Origin of the sequence: Aeromonas sp. 603757, assembly GCF_049171255.1 — a bacterium.
In the GTDB taxonomy this organism is placed as follows: domain Bacteria; phylum Pseudomonadota; class Gammaproteobacteria; order Enterobacterales; family Aeromonadaceae; genus Aeromonas; species Aeromonas veronii_A.
In genome coordinates this window covers 105,015-120,084 of sequence record NZ_JAAKOE010000001.1, presented here as the reverse complement: position 1 = coordinate 120,084, position 15,070 = coordinate 105,015, and the positions used below count along the sequence as shown (strand labels likewise).

General features: G+C 56.6%; 12 protein-coding genes. 3 read left to right on the top strand and 9 right to left on the bottom strand.

From position 1 onward, the window contains the following. Positions 1 to 17 precede the first annotated feature (17 nt). Positions 18 to 1,391, top strand: a complete 1,374-nt coding sequence (gene xseA / locus G5332_RS00510) for an exodeoxyribonuclease VII large subunit (protein ID WP_421172234.1) — start codon at positions 18 to 20, stop codon at positions 1,389 to 1,391. A 116-nt stretch (positions 1,392 to 1,507) separates the two neighbouring features. On the opposite strand, the gene G5332_RS00505 is transcribed toward xseA, so the two are convergent. Beyond that, a complete protein-coding gene (locus G5332_RS00505; protein WP_005360030.1) occupies positions 1,508 to 2,227 on the bottom strand; it encodes a GntR family transcriptional regulator in 720 nt (239 codons plus the stop codon). Positions 2,228 to 2,474: 247 nt separating this feature from the next. Here G5332_RS00505 and mngA point away from each other — a divergent pair, with 247 nt between their 5' ends. Further along, on the top strand, positions 2,475 to 4,433 hold the full coding sequence (mngA, locus tag G5332_RS00500) for a PTS 2-O-a-mannosyl-D-glycerate transporter subunit IIABC (RefSeq protein ID WP_421249200.1): 1,959 nt from the start codon (positions 2,475 to 2,477) through the stop codon (positions 4,431 to 4,433). 86 nt (positions 4,434 to 4,519) lie between these two features. Further along, positions 4,520 to 7,174 (top strand): mannosylglycerate hydrolase, encoded by a 2,655-nt coding sequence (gene mngB / locus G5332_RS00495; RefSeq protein WP_421249199.1) that lies wholly within the window; start codon positions 4,520 to 4,522, stop codon positions 7,172 to 7,174. 169 nt (positions 7,175 to 7,343) lie between these two features. On the opposite strand, the gene G5332_RS00490 is transcribed toward mngB, so the two are convergent. The 8 genes from G5332_RS00490 to G5332_RS00455 form a co-directional block, all read right to left on the bottom strand. Continuing rightward, positions 7,344 to 8,333: a D-alanine--D-alanine ligase gene (locus G5332_RS00490; protein ID WP_064338123.1), complete on the bottom strand. Its 990-nt coding sequence runs from the start codon at positions 8,331 to 8,333 to the stop codon at positions 7,344 to 7,346. Between the two features lie 95 nt (positions 8,334 to 8,428). Then, positions 8,429 to 8,578, bottom strand: coding sequence for a hypothetical protein (locus G5332_RS00485; RefSeq protein ID WP_421311024.1), 150 nt, complete (start codon positions 8,576 to 8,578; stop codon positions 8,429 to 8,431). A gap of 92 nt (positions 8,579 to 8,670) precedes the next feature. After that, positions 8,671 to 9,762 (bottom strand): hypothetical protein, encoded by a 1,092-nt coding sequence (locus tag G5332_RS00480; protein WP_421311023.1) that lies wholly within the window; start codon positions 9,760 to 9,762, stop codon positions 8,671 to 8,673. Between the two features lie 157 nt (positions 9,763 to 9,919). Next, on the bottom strand, positions 9,920 to 10,339 hold the full coding sequence (locus tag G5332_RS00475) for a hypothetical protein (RefSeq protein ID WP_421311022.1): 420 nt from the start codon (positions 10,337 to 10,339) through the stop codon (positions 9,920 to 9,922). After that, positions 10,336 to 10,686: a hypothetical protein gene (locus G5332_RS00470; protein ID WP_421311021.1), complete on the bottom strand. Its 351-nt coding sequence runs from the start codon at positions 10,684 to 10,686 to the stop codon at positions 10,336 to 10,338. The genes G5332_RS00475 and G5332_RS00470 overlap by 4 nt, the downstream gene beginning before the upstream one ends. Before the next feature lie 228 nt (positions 10,687 to 10,914). Further along, the gene (locus G5332_RS00465) at positions 10,915 to 11,598 is read right to left on the bottom strand and encodes a hypothetical protein (protein ID WP_421311020.1); all 684 of its coding nucleotides are present in this window, start codon (positions 11,596 to 11,598) and stop codon (positions 10,915 to 10,917) included. Between the two features lie 1,188 nt (positions 11,599 to 12,786). Further along, complete coding sequence (locus G5332_RS00460) at positions 12,787 to 13,158, bottom strand: hypothetical protein (protein WP_421311019.1); 372 nt, start codon at positions 13,156 to 13,158, stop codon at positions 12,787 to 12,789. A gap of 407 nt (positions 13,159 to 13,565) precedes the next feature. Beyond that, entirely contained in the window at positions 13,566 to 14,840 is a 1,275-nt protein-coding gene (locus tag G5332_RS00455) for a hypothetical protein (protein WP_421311018.1), read from the bottom strand. Positions 14,841 to 15,070: the final 230 nt, after the last annotated feature.

The window sequence follows — 15,070 nt, the reverse complement described above, 5'->3', positions numbered from 1 at the left end:
CGTGCGCAGGAACCGCCTTGAACTATCGCAACGAATCCGGCCAAAACAGGCAACAGCAGGTCTTTACCGTCACCCGCCTCAACAGCGCCGTGCGCATGATCCTGGAGCAGGATCTGGGGCTGGTGTGGCTGACCGGCGAGCTCTCCAATCTGGCGATGCCAAGCTCCGGCCACTGGTACTTCTCCCTCAAGGACATGTCGGCGCAGGTGCGCTGCGCCATGTTCAAGGGCAACAACCGGCGGGTGGCCTTCCGCCCGCAGGATGGCATGCAGGTACTGGTGCAGGCGCGGGTCTCCCTCTATGAGCCGCGCGGCGACTACCAGCTGATCATCGAGTCGATGGAGCTGGCGGGTGACGGCGTATTGGCCCTGCGTTTTGAAGAGCTCAAGCGCCGCCTCGGTGCCGAGGGGCTGTTTGACGAGAGCCGCAAGCGGCCGCTGCCCCGTGAACCACGGGCGGTGGGCCTTATCACCTCAGCCACAGGTGCCGCCCTGCACGATATGCTGACGGTGCTTAAACGGCGCGCCCCGGATCTGCCGGTCTTTATCTACCCGACCCAGGTACAAGGCAGCGCCGCCATCAGCCAGATCGTCGCAGCAATCGCCAAAGCGAACCAGCGCGCCGAGGTGGATGTGCTGATCGTTGGCCGTGGCGGCGGGTCGCTTGAAGATCTCTGGTGCTTTAACGAAGAGGCGGTGGCGCGCGCCATTGCCCACTCAGCCATACCTGTGGTGAGCGCAGTGGGTCACGAGGTGGATGTCACCATCAGCGACTTTGCCGCCGACTTGCGCGCCCCAACCCCGTCGGCCGCCGCCGAGCTGGTGGCGCCAGACAATCAGGCCCGCATCCAGCGCCTCGCCCACCTTAAACAGCGACTGCTGCAGGCGATGAACCGCCAGCAGACCGCCGCCCGCCACGAATTCATCCTGCTGCAAAAGCGGCTCGACCATCAGGACCCGAAGCGGCGACTGGAGCAGCAGTCCCAGCGACTCGACGAACTCTCCACCCGTTTGCAACAGCTATTGCGCCAGCGGCTGCATCAGGGAGAGCGGCGCCTCACCAACCTTGAGCTGCGCCTGCAGAGCAAGAGTCCGGAGCGCCTCTTGGCAGCTGGCAAGCGCCGCCACCAGCTGGCCGAGGAGCGGCTCCATGCCCTGATTGCCAAGCGGCAAGACCTTGCTAGTCACCGCCTCGCCATGCTCACCGCCCGCCTCGACGGGGTAAGCCCGCTTGCCACTCTGGGGCGCGGCTACTCCATCACCCGCACTGCGCGTGGTGAGGTCATTAGCCGCGCCGATCAGGTCAACAATGGCGATCAGCTCATCACCACTCTGGCGCAAGGGAGCCTGCAGGTGCGGGTCGAGGGGATCGTCAAGGACTCTGCGCAGTAGAGCGGCTACATCAAACCACCAGCCAATCTGCCATTCAGCCGGGCAATCAGCCAAAAACAAAGGCCACCACCGCAAACACGGTGGTGGCCTTTTTTATCTCGGGTGCTGTCGCCTGCTCACCCCTTGGTGCGGCGGGCGACCAGAGTGAACTTGTAATCATCACTCTTGAAGAAGTTGCGACTGAACTCGAACACTGTGCCATCTTGCAAGAAGCCGCGGGAGACCTTCTCGATAATGGGTTTGGCGGGGTCGATACCGAGCGCCTCCACCACCTGCGCCGAGGGGAGCACCGGAATGATCTCCTGCTCGCTGCGGTCAATCACCAGCTGCTTCACCTCTTCGATGTAGTGGTACTTGGAGCCCTGCATCACCGCATAGCTGAGATCGGGGAAGAGGGCGAGCGGCATCCAGGTCTCCTCCAGTGTTACCGCGATCTGGCGAATAAAACGCACCCGCTTGACGTAGTAGACCAGCGCCCCTTCCAGCAGATTGAGTCGCTCGGCCAGCTCGCTGCTCGCCTTGATCACCTCGAAGGCGAGAATGTCGCTGTGGGTCTCGGCCGCCGGATCGGTCACCTTCTCATAGAGGCTGGTGAGCTGATAGATGTCGTAGTTCACCTTCTCCTGCCGCACGTAGCTGCCGCTGCCCTGAATGCTCTCGATGACATTGAGTTCGGTCAGCTGCTTGAGGGCCTGGCGCACCGTCACCCGGCTCACCCCGAACTGCTCGCGCAGCTCGGCTTCGGTGGGCAGGGCATCGCCGGGGGCCAGCTCCCCTTGCGCAATCCACTGCTGGATGGTGTCGGCTATCTGGCGATACATGGGTTTTTTCGACACGAAAGGCCACCTCGTCGGCTCTGCGCCATGATAAATGGAAGAGGTGTCATTCTACCCCAGTTGCCCGGCAGACAAAACGGCTCGGCCCCATTTGACCTAACAAATCATCTTGAACCAACAATACAAAAACAATACAAATAATGAATTGTATGATACCACTCACAAAAATCAGTCGGCCGGTTTGTTAGCATCGCTGTCACTTTCACCATGACGGCTTGCTGGCAAGCCAACCTGACAGAGGATCATCATGAATCTGACCAGTCTTACCGGCCCCCATCTCATCACGTTGCAAACCCGGTTTGCCGATCGGGATGCGGCCATTCATGCCCTGGCTGATCGGCTCGATCAGGCCGGCAAGCTGCACGACAAGGCCGCTTTTCTGGCTGCGGTCATGGCCCGCGAGGCGCAGGGCCCCACCGCCCTTGGCGAAGGGCTGGCAGTGCCCCACGGCAAGTGCGATGCGGTGCGTGAAGCGGCCTTTGCCGTCGCTACCCTGAGCGAGGAGCTGGGTTGGGAGGGGATCGACGGCCCCGAGCCGGTCAACCTGATCTTCATGCTGGCGATCCCGACCGATCAGGCGGGCTCCACCCATATGCAGCTACTCACCACCCTCACCACTGCCCTGGTGGATGACGATACCCGCGAGGCGGTGCTGGCGGCCCAGAGTGCCGAGCAGCTGATGGCGCTGCTTGATGGTGAAGGGGATGGTGAAGGAGATGGCGACAAGCAACCAGAAAAAGAAGACAACTTAAATACAAATAAACCCACTGTGGTCTGTGTCACTGCCTGCCCGGCGGGGATCGCCCACACCTATATGGCTGCCGAGTATCTGGAGAAGGCGGGGCGCAAACTTGGCATTCGGGTACTGGTCGAAAAGCAGGGTGCCAACGGCATCGAGGATCGCCTGCCGCAAGCAGCGCTCGATGCTGCGGTAGCCTGCATCTTCGCCGCCGAGGTAGCCATCAAGGAGCAGGAGCGTTTTGCCGGCATCCCCCGTATCGAGACGCCGGTGGCCGAGCCCATCCGCCATGCCGAGCGGATACTCAATGATGCGCTGGAAGCGGCCAAGGCCGGGCGCACCGCCCCGACGCCCAACCCCAGCCAGAGCGACGCGCAGACCGGCAAGAAGGTGAGCCTCAAGACCGAGCTCAAGCAGGCGCTGCTGAGCGGTATCTCCTTCGCCGTGCCGCTGATCGTGGCAGGCGGTACCGTGCTCGCCGTCTCTGTGCTGTTGGCCCAGATCTTCGGCCTGCAACATCTTTTTGATACCGAGAACTCCTGGCTCTGGATGTACCGCAAGCTGGGCGGCGGCATGCTGGGCACCCTGATGGTGCCGGTGCTGGCGGCCTATACTGCCTACTCTCTGGCAGACAAACCGGCGCTGGGCCCGGGCTTTGCGGCGGGACTGGCCGCCAACATGATTGGCTCCGGCTTCCTCGGCGGCGTGGTCGGTGGCCTTATCGCCGGTTACCTGATGCGCTGGGTCAAGCAGCATGTGCGCCTTAGCCCCAACTTCAACGGCTTTCTCACCTTTTACCTCTATCCGGTGATCGGCACCCTGGTGGCGGGCAGCCTGATGCTGTTTGTCATCGGTCAGCCGGTGGCCTGGCTCAACAACAGCCTCACCGAGTGGCTCAACGGCCTCTCCGGCACCAATGCGCTGGTGCTGGGCGCCCTGCTCGGCTTTATGTGCTCGTTTGACCTGGGTGGCCCGGTCAACAAGGCGGCCTACGCCTTCTGCCTCGGCGCCATGGCCAACGGGGTCTACGGCCCTTACGCCATCTTCGGCGCGGTCAAGATGGTCTCGGCCTTTACCGTCACCTTCTCCACCCTGCTGGCGCCACGCCTGTTCCAGACCTTCGAGATCGAGACCGGCAAATCGACCTGGCTGCTGGGGCTGGCGGGGATCACCGAGGGCGCCATTCCGATGGCCATCGAAGATCCGATCCGGGTGATCGGCTCCTTCCTCGCAGGATCGGTGGTCACCGGCGCCATGGTGGGTGCCATGGGAATTGGTCTCTCCACCCCGGGAGCCGGCATCTTCTCCCTCTTCCTGCTCCACGATGGCGGCCATGGCGCCCTGATGGCTGCCGCCGTCTGGCTCGGTGCGGCACTGGTGGGCACCCTTATCTCCACTGTGGTGCTGATCGGCTGGCGCCGTCACGCCATGCAGCGCGGCACCTATCAGGTGGTCGCCGCAGAGTAAGGCTCCTCCTCACAAACGGTTTTTCAACAGACTATTTTTCCGCACGGCAGGCAAAGGCCGCCGTGCGTCAGCAAAGGATCATTGTCATGACAGTTTCACGAGTTCACATCACCCCGCACATGCACTGGGATCGGGAGTGGTACTTCACCACCGAGGAGTCCCGCATTCTGCTGGTCAACAACATGGCGGAGATCCTGGCGCGGCTTGAATCCGACCCTGACTACAAGTTCTACGTACTCGACGGCCAGACCGCGGTGCTGGAGGATTACTTCGCCATCCAGCCCGAGAACAAGGCTCGGGTGAAGGCGCTGGTGGAAGCGGGCAAACTCATCATCGGCCCCTGGTACACCCAGACCGACACCATGCAGGTGAGCGGCGAGTCCATCCTGCGCAACCTGCTCTACGGGATGCGCGACTGCCTTAGCCTTGGCGAGCCGATGAAGATCGGTTACCTGCCCGACTCGTTCGGCATGTCCTCCCAGCTACCCCACATCTTCAACGGCTTCGGGATTAACCGTGCCATGTTCTGGCGCGGCTGCTCCGAGCGTCACGGTACCGACAAGACCGAGTTCCTCTGGCAGAGCAACGATGGCAGCGAGGTGACCGCCCAGGTGCTACCGCTTGGCTACGCCATCGGCAAGTACCTGCCGGAAGATGAAGCGGGCCTGCGCAAGCGGCTCGAATCCTACTTCGAGGTGCTGGAGAAGGCCTCGGTGACCAAGGATATCCTGCTGCCCAACGGCCACGATCAGATGCCTCTGCAACAGAACATCTTCGCCATCATCGACAAGCTGCGGGAGATCTACCCCCAGCGTGAATTCCACATGAGCCGCTTCGAGCAGGTATTCGAGCGCATCGAGGCGTGCCGCGATCAGCTGGCCACCCTCAAGGGGGAGTTCAACGACGGCAAATACATGCGGGTACACCGCACCATCTCCTCCACCCGGATGGACATCAAGCTGGCCCACGCTGCCATCGAGAACAAGATCGTCAACATCCTCGAGCCACTGGCGAGCATCGCCTGGGCACTCGGCTTTGAGTACCACCACGGGCTGCTGGAGAAGATGTGGAAGGAGATCATGAAGAACCACGCCCATGACAGCATCGGCTGCTGCTGCAGCGACAAGGTGCATCAGGAGGTGATGACCCGCTTCATTCTGGCCGACGACATGGCCGAGAACCTGATCCGCTTCTACATGCGCAAGATTGTCGACAACATGCCGGTGGCGCTCTGTGAAGACGGGGTACAGGTGGCTGACAAGCTCTGCCTGTTCAACCTGATGCCCTTCCCCCGTCAGGAGGTGGTCAACACCAGTATCCGCATTCGCGCTCAATCCTTTGCCCTGCGCGACGAGGCAGGCCAGCCGATCCCCTACTTCATCCGCGCCAGACGCGAGATTGACCCGGGACTGGTGGACAGACAGATCGTTCACTACGGCAACTACGACCCCTTTATGGAGTACGATATCCAACTCTGCCATCCGCTGCCGGCCATGGGCTACTGCACTCTCCATATCGAGGGCAATCAGCCGGGACTGGAGCAGCCGGTGACGGCCAGCGGCGAGCTGCTGGAGAACGATTTTTACCGCATCGCCCTCAATGACAACGGCACCTTGCAGATCCTGGACAAGCTGCGCGGCACCACCTTTGATCAGGTGCTCACGCTGGAGGAGGGCTCCGATGATGGCGACGAATATGACTACTCGCCGTCGCGGGACGAGTGGCTGCGCTACTCCACCGAGTATGCGGTGACCCGCGAGGTCACCCATCAGGCGTGGCAGAGCATCGCCACTCTCAAACTGCGTATGGCCTTGCCGGCCAATCTCGCCGAGCGTGCGGATCGCCAGTGCAGCGGCCACCTCGATGTCATCTGCCGCATCACCCTGGCGCATCAGAGCCCGCGTATCGATATCGAGCTGGAGCTCGACAATCAGGCCGATGATCATCGGGTGCGGGTGCTGATCCCCACCCCCTTCCCGAGCGACACTGTGGTCTCTGACAACCAGTTTGGCTGCATCACCCGCCCCACCCGCGACAGCGCCATGGCGAACTGGGAAGCGGAGGGGTGGAAAGAGGCCCCCATTCCGGTCTGGCAGCTGATGAACTTCGTCGCCCTGCAAGATGGCAAGCAGGGACTGGCGGTGCTGAGCGACGGTCTGCGCGAGTTTGAAGTGATCGGTGAGCAGTGCGACACCCTGGCACTCACCCTGCTGCGCGGGGTCGGCGTACTCGGTAAAGAGGAGTTGCTGCTGCGCCCGGGTCGCCCCTCCGGCATCAAGCTGCCGACCCCGGACTCCCAGGTGCGTGGCAAGCTCAGCTGCCGTTTCAGCCTGCTGGCGTTTGCCGGCGATCACATCAGCGCCAACGTGATGCAGGCGGCGCGCAGCTACCTCACCCCGGTGCGCTGCTACAACAAGATCCCGTTCGATGCCATGAAGCTCAACAAGGCGAGCTTCACCACCCCGCTGCACTTCAGCCTGCTCACCATGGACCCGTCCGGTCCGGTGCTGAGCGCCCTGAAAAAAGCCGAGGATGAAGAGGCGCTGGTGATCAGGGTCTACAACCCGAGCGAACAGGCGGTGCTGAAGGGAGGCAAGGTGACCAGCCAGCACACCTTGAGCGACTGGCAAGCGGTGCGGATGGATGAACAACCCCTGCCCCTTGAACTGGCCGCTGGCGAGTTTGGCGATCTGGCGCCCTGCCACTCCCGCAGCGTGCGCTTTCGGGTGGCTCGCGGCTAACCACCGGTAACACCCACAGCTAGCAACAGGCGGGGAAGAGTCATCCCCTCCCCGCCTGTTTATCCCTTCAAGCTGGCCTGCCCCGCTTGATAAAGGCATAAAAAAATCCCCGCCAATTGGCGGGGATTTTTATTGGGTCCTGCTTCATCCCGCGAGCGGGAGAGCGCGCTTAACTGGCCTTGCGCAGGATCTGCTCAAGGTAGTCGGCGAAGCGGTGACCGTGATGCTCCAGCAGTTTCGGGAACATGGAGATAGAGGTCATGCCCGGGAAGGTGTTGATTTCGTTGAGCAGGATCTCGCCCTCGTCGGTCAGGAAGAAGTCGATGCGCGAGAGGTGGGTCAGCTTCAGCTGACGGAATGCCTTGAGGGCATACTCGTGGATCGCATCGGCCTGCGCCTGGGTCAGCCCCTCGGCACGCAATGCGGTCTCGGTATGGCTGGCGCTGCTGTATTTCTCTTCATAGGTGTAGAACTTGTCCTGCGGCACGCAGATCTCGCCCGGATACGTCGCCACCAGCTCGTCACCATACTGGTAAACCGCCACTTCCAGCTCGCGCGGCTTGACCGCTTTCTCGATCAGAACCTGTTCGGAGTAACCAAATGCATCGGCAATGCCTTTCACCAGATCCGCTTCGTTGCTGGCGGAGTAGCAGCCAACGGAAGAGCCCTGGGAGGCCGCCTTGATAAAGACCTTGCCCCACTTGGCCAGCGCGGCCTTCGCCTCGGCGAGCGCCGCCTCATTTTGCTCGGTCAGGAACAGGTACGGGGTGTTGGGAATACCGATAGCGGAGAGCCACAGCTTGGTGCTGATCTTGTTGAAGCAGATCTTGCTCGCCTCGGCATCGCAACCGAGATAAGGCAATCCGGCCAGCTCGAGGAAGGATTGCAGATCGCCGGTCTCACCCGGGTAGCCGTGGATGCAGGGCACCACGTAATCCACCGGACGGGCCACGCTGTCAAACGAAAGCAGCTTGTCGAGCCCCAGCTTGCACTCGCGGCCATCGGCACTGAGCCAGCGATCGGCGAACATCTCGACGCGGGTCACTTCGACACCGGGCAGAAGGCCCAGTTGTTGCTCGAGGAAATTGGCGCTGCGCAGAGAAACCTCGTGCTCGGAGCCACCGCCGCCGCACAGCAGCAAGACATGCATGTTCTTCATTAGATTAGAGTTTTGGTGATTTGGGGGTATCTATAAGATGCTACGCTGGTGACTTCTTGGTGTCAAGAATACTAGCCTATGACCCGCCCATGCTATCAGGGTATCAACAACGCCATGAGCGCCTGTAGATGACTCACAATGGCCTCCCCTTGGGTTACTCCTAGCATGGTCAGGAAGGTAGCCAGCAGGGCGTACAGGGGCTTGGCTTTGAGAAGGGCCAGCACTACCTCTTGGGTTTTAGACATTTGGTTACCTCCTTTATGTTTAATTGGATTGGAGAAATGTTATTACATAACACTTAAAAGAGCCGCCTCTTACGAAGCGGCAACGTTAAGGGCTATTCAGGGGTCGGTACACTAGCGATATAGACCTGTACCAGCGGCAAGGTTACGTCAACGTCTTTACCGTCCTCCGTCTTGGCCTTGGTGAAACCAGCAACCAGCAGGTCAGCCCCCCCCATGATTTCCAAAGTAGTGGACTGCTTGTCTGCCTGACGGCTCACGATAATGTCAAAGATGGTGCCATCGGCTTGCTCTCTGAATGAGACCGCACAGTATCGGCGTGGGGCTACTACCATCTGAATATCTTCACCATCGGTAGAATTACCGTTGAAGGAATAGACATCACAGCCAAGGTAAGCAGATACGTCAGCAGCACCAGCACGGCGAGCAGCTCGTTGCAGGTCACGCATGGTCTGAGCGTTGAACCCAATGGTGAAATCAGAGATGTCGTTACCGAACTGCTTACCAACAATCTGCGCATGGTCGATAGCATCTTCGATAGCTTCCAGACGCTCACTGAACGATTGGCCAGCCTTGAGGGCTACCTGCTGCTTAGAAAGGTATTTGGCATTGTTCTCGTGCTCGACCAGAGTCTTGATAATGCCCTCGGTCACCACAGTGTCCAACTGCTCAGCGATAGACGCGATTTCAGACTTCATGGTGTTAGCGGTAATCACCCCGTCAACCTCAGAGTCGAAACGCTCCAGAGACAGGGAAATCATCAGGGAGTCTTCCACAGGTTTAGACCGAACGGTTTCACCTTGGCGGACTGTCAGCTTTGCCGGAATGGTGTTAGTCGAATACGGTTCTTTCATCTTCACAGACAGGGTACGATTCGCCATGGTCGGCACCACAATCGGGGTGGGTTCATCACCTGCACGGTGAACACGGAAGTGGGACTCTTCGGAGATGGCCGCAGCCCATTCACCAGAGTTCAACATGGTGTTCAGGTTCTCGCCCAGACATTTCAAGTAGACGCTTGATGGGCCTGTGTTGGTCAACTCAATGGCAGACTCGTTGTCGGTCTCAATACGGTTACGGTATGGCACCTCGGCGTTGAGGTCGGTCACGTTGACGCGCAGGGCGTTCTCGTTGACCATGGAATCAAGGGAAAACTCGGAAGGGTTATAAGCGGCACGAATAGTCATAATTATTGGTCTCCTTTGGTAGTGGGTTTGTGTGTGTTGTGTTGTGCTTTAGAAGCCTTTAGCTTCGCCTCAGGTTGATACTTCGGGGTCTTGTAAGGCAGGACGCTCTGTCCTACCTTCGAGTTGCTTACAGCTCTGCTGCGGTAGTTGATAGCCATCAGTCAAACATGATGGTTGGTGCGTAATCGACATCACCACCACGAGGGCGGGAGTTACGACCACGGCGCATCTCTTGCGAGTGCTTCAGACGGGACTGATGCAGTGCCTCAGCGTCTCGGGCTCTCTGGGCTACCTGCTCGGGACTGTTGTACCACGCTCGGTATTCAGCCTCTTTGCGGGCCTTCTCGGCTGCTTGGCGTTCTTCTTCCCGTTCAATCAGGAAGTTCTGCACCTTGGGTACTCTGGCGAACTGACCAAGGGGAACCCCTGCGGACTCCATCCAGTTGACCAAGGTTGGTACTGACCAGTGCAGACATTCGACCAGCAAAGGGGCCTGTACGCGCTGGAAGAACTCAAGGGTGAACACTTGGCCACAGAGGGTCACTGCTTGGGTCTGCTCGTTGTAGTTGGTAATCATGCTCGGGCCTCCTCGCTGTTTGCTTCACTTGCTTTGTGATAGGCGCTGGTCAGGTGGACACAGGTCTCAAACCGTTCCCAGTTGTATTCGGCATCCTCGGCTTTCAGGCGATGCTTGGCGATAATAAACGCTTGTTCCTGACGGCCACGCTCCTGAGGTGTGAAGCGAATACCTCGGGCACCGTTCATGATTGCTTCTAATTTATCGAAGACGCTCAGAGAAATCGGATCGCCGCGCTCCTCTAATACATCCTGTTGCTTGCGAATGAGGCGGACAGTATGAATAAACTTTGGCTTCTCTTTGTTGGACATAGGGTTATTTAATGAGAGTGCAGAGGTGTTAGTCATAGTGGTTTCTCCTATTGTTGATTTGATGGTGTGATTAGTTGGTGATTAATGAAATTCAGATATTACCCTGCCCTCTGAACTCAATCAGCGGCCTTACGGGTCAATTGGATGGGTTTGAACTTTGGGGGTATTCCGATTCAGCCGCCTGAAAATTTAGGCCGCTAAACACGACGGTATTAACTCTATTTCACAGCTACGCAGATTGCGCAACTGCACTCTTTATCGGAGTCACCAACTAGAGAATCTACCCACGGTCTCCTCTTTCCAGTTTTCAACCTTCCGCTTATCTTCAAGTACAGCCTTGTCAATTACAGCAAGGGCTTTCTCAGCGTAATGGGCATATAACGGAATATCAGCCAATTTGGCTTGAACTGCAAATAGACGCTGGGTCTCTACAATGTCAGCCTTTGCGTTCAACACTCCGCCCATTTGAACGGTGACCATACGTAGGCACTTCATGATGGCTTCACGCTTTGGCTTGGTCATGGTATTGACGCATACCTTGCCACAGACCGAAGAGACCACGGATTTAAAGAGGAGCTCTAGGGTAGCCTCTTCGGCCTTCTGAGCGATGATGACAGGGTCTTCCCCAGCGTTGACCGCATCGACTACCTCTAGGACAGACTTGAAGCCACGGTAGACCATCATCCCGAGTTGCATATCGTAGGACATCGCAAGGGCTACGGCTTGTTCGTCATTGAGTAGGTAGGAATCAGCAGATTTCACACCTCCGTTGGGCATTGGTACGTCGATTTTATGTCTCTTCAAATTGAGTAGACGTACCCCTTGGCCCTCCAGCTTACGCAATAAGTTAGTGTGCTGCTTACCCAGCATCATCGCTAATTCATGAGTCGGCATATGACCCTGATTAAACTTAATGGTGGCCAGAATGTCAGCTAATTCGATATTCATATTAGGTTTCTCCTTATGTATTGCCATCTAAGCTGCCTCCCTGTCACTGACCATCAGCTCCCACCTAATAGGGAATCAATGACAAGGCAAAGAAGGCAATCATAAACAGGCTGATGAATGTTGAAATATGGTCAATGGCAGTAGACCGGAATGGGTGATGCAGAAAGTTTTATCTCTCTGTCTCCCTTCTGTGTGGGTTTATTAAGTCCTTGACACAGACAGGTTTATCAGAGTGAAAGCAGGGAGTATCGAGACCCATTGCAGAAGTCTTTAGCTTCGCCTCAGAGACCAGTTGCTCATATCAAGAGAGTTGAAACATTGAGTTCTTACCAAGGTGTTACTCTTTGTCTTGATGGATATTAATTACCAATATTAATCCATCTAAACCTTGGTCATGTTCTATCTGGTCAAACCTTCAATTGGTCTCAATGCTTAACCAGATATTTTTAACTCAATGTATTTAACAATGTCTGGCCTGTAGCCAATAACGCTAGCTCACTGGCAACCTTATTACCGCGGTCTCCCACTTACCAAGGTATTTATTACCTCAGTCATATTCAATTCACTTATGAAGGCTGCCTGAGGGCCTAAAGCTACGGTTAATCGGAAACATTCACACGACAATAAATCCATCCCCAAGGCAGCTTCTGGCTGTCTCTTTCAGGTTGTCGTTTGGTCACCACTTCAACGATGGACGCGCAAGGTAGGCGGTAGCCTATTCAAGGTGTCGATGGTCAAAGCTCGGTATCAGAATGTTGGTGTGGGCGTAGCTGGTCACAGTGATACTGCTCACGCTACTGGTTAATGGTGATGGTGCATGGATACATAAAGGGTGGACACGGTGTCTCTCCCTTCTGTGTGGGTTAATTCATTTATGACTTTTAATGCAAACTAACTGAATGGTTAGATGCCAGTGGTAGACGCTATGCCTACTGATTGTTACGTTCGCGCTCCCCCCCTCCGCAAGTCAGGGTTAATTTTCCTCCCCTATAGTGAGCAGTCATTCTATCTGATGACACCCTGTTAACTGGGGTGATTTAATAGATGCGTATATACAGATAGGAAGACACAGGGAAACACTTTACGGCACACCGATGAGGGGCCCTGCCTGTTAGCCCCCTGTCTTACATTGCCGTCCTTGGCTTTATATTAAGCATCCCCCTAGGCTACATTCAGTGCGCTTAAGACTTATTTACACACGGCAACAGCTTCACGGGTCAATGTATTCACCCTGTCATACCCACCTGTATTCATGTTGTACATGCTGAATGCGCCAGCCTGCTGTTGCCTGTCTATGATGGCGTACCCATTGGGGCATGCTTCCGAAATGGCTTGGTAGCAACCTGACCAGTCACGCAGAGTCCCAGAGCAGTTAACTTGCACCATGTCCTCGCCCTGCGGCCCTTTGAATCTCGACACAGGAGAAGAACAACCAGTCGCAAGAAGCAACAGCCCAGTAACGAGGATTATGGTCGGCGCAGCAGTACGCAGAGCCTTTACTTCTGTATATCCGCTCACATTGAACATGGTTGCTTTTAGGGTGAAACACTTGCTGGTCATACGGCGGCCCTTAAGTTGTTGTGTGTATATGGAGTCAATAGGGCGCGAACCATAATTCACCAACGCTGAATAAGGACTGTATGAGAACTGTATGAACCAGACCAGCAAGCCGCTCTCTGCACCCACACACCGCCACGACACCAAAGAGCCATCACATGGTCGCCATTCCTTGCCGCTTCACAGTTCTATCGAGGAATACAGCTCTTTGGTCTATCTGAGGCCCATCCGAATGAGAACTCTTCGCGCTCCTACTTGAAATCTTTAAGACTGGCAAGGTGTAGCCCCTGTTGATTACACACAGAGACGCGCCTAAGTGTATGAACTTGAAGGGTATATGGGGGGGTCGCCCTGCGGTATACCATTACATGGGGTCTCATAAATTTCTGATAATTTTCTAATCGAGAACATCACACCATGAAGGTAGGCTTTCCGGTCATAGCCTCGGTCAGCTTATCGTGCAACGTCAGCCAGTCCTTACGGGCTAGCTCAAAGGCAGCCGTACTGTATCGCTTCTGCAATGACCTATCGTCTGACCCTCCGTGGCCCATAAGCGTATCGAATGATTTGGAGTCGATGCCCATTGCAGTGATATTGCTTGCGAAGGTATGCCGAAGACCATGGACAGTTAAACCTGTACCGTCTGCCAAGGTGTACCCCTCTCGGATGTCTTGGGTCAGACCGGCGATTGAACGCCCATGAATCACGCTTGAATCGCCGTTTGGCAGCGTCTTGATGAACTCTAGGAACTCCCCCAAGGGGAAACCAAGCAGGCCATCTACAAGCGGGATAAAGCGGTCTGCTGCTTCAGTCTTCGTTCCCCTGATATGCAATGCGGCCTTACCTGACTCAGGGTCAATCTGAATGTCATCCTTGCGCAGCTCTTCAAGCTCTGACTTTCTGGCCCCAGTCGCAAGGGCTAACCTGAGATGCCAGAGGGCTCCCCTTTGAAGCGCCTGACGGCTCCCCGTGGACTTGGCGGATAACTCAACGTTTAGACCTTCAGATAACGCCTTGTCTGCTCTCTGACAGGCTTCTTGTGACCAATGGCGGGCAACCTTTGCGGCTGTATCCTTCATAGGCTTAAAGTCAGCCAGGGTCTGTCTGGTGCGTTGCCAATCCCAGTCATGGTCAGCAGCGTATGCAATAGCGCAATCATTGATAGCTTGTCGGAGGTAACGAAACACATTGTTGATGGCACCTGACCGCATACCGCTGTCAATCATGGCAAGGCGAGCCTCTTCGAGGTCACTTCGAGTCAGACACTCAACAGCCAATGCGCCCAGACCCAGAGATTCAATCTTGCGGAGGTTCGCTCGGTGTGTGGACTCGGTACTACTCTTCCAGTCCCCAGCAGGGCCAGACTTCAAGGTGATAAAGCGGCTGTACGCGTTGGAGACCGTTATGGAGGTATTGTCACTGGCAATAGGCGTCGGCTTAACACTGGTAACAGGGGCCACCTCTTCAGGTCTAATACTGGTAGCAGCAGCCTCTGTCAGCTCTTCTTGTACAGGCTCTAACGCTTCACCGTAAGGTTTCAACGTCTCGGTCATGACATAGCGCCAGTCCCTTACCGTCTTCGGCTCAGGGCCTCTCATTGCCTTCTGTTCAAGCTCAATCATAACAGCCAATGCCCGTTCCTCTCCCCAGCCACGCTGAAGCATCAGACGCTGAAGGTATGACATTGCGTCCCACTTAGAAGGGGCTATCAGATGGGAATATGAATTGAACACTGGCTTTACCTTCTCGTTTACGAACTTGCGGACTTCCTCGGGGTCTTCCCCAGCGGGTAAGGCCAGTGTACCAGACCAAGCATTTAGCCGTCCAGATGTCCGCAACCGGATGAATGAACGCCCAGTTGAACTACGAGTTGTAACGTCAATGCAGACCCTTGAAGGGGCTATCGAAGGTTTCA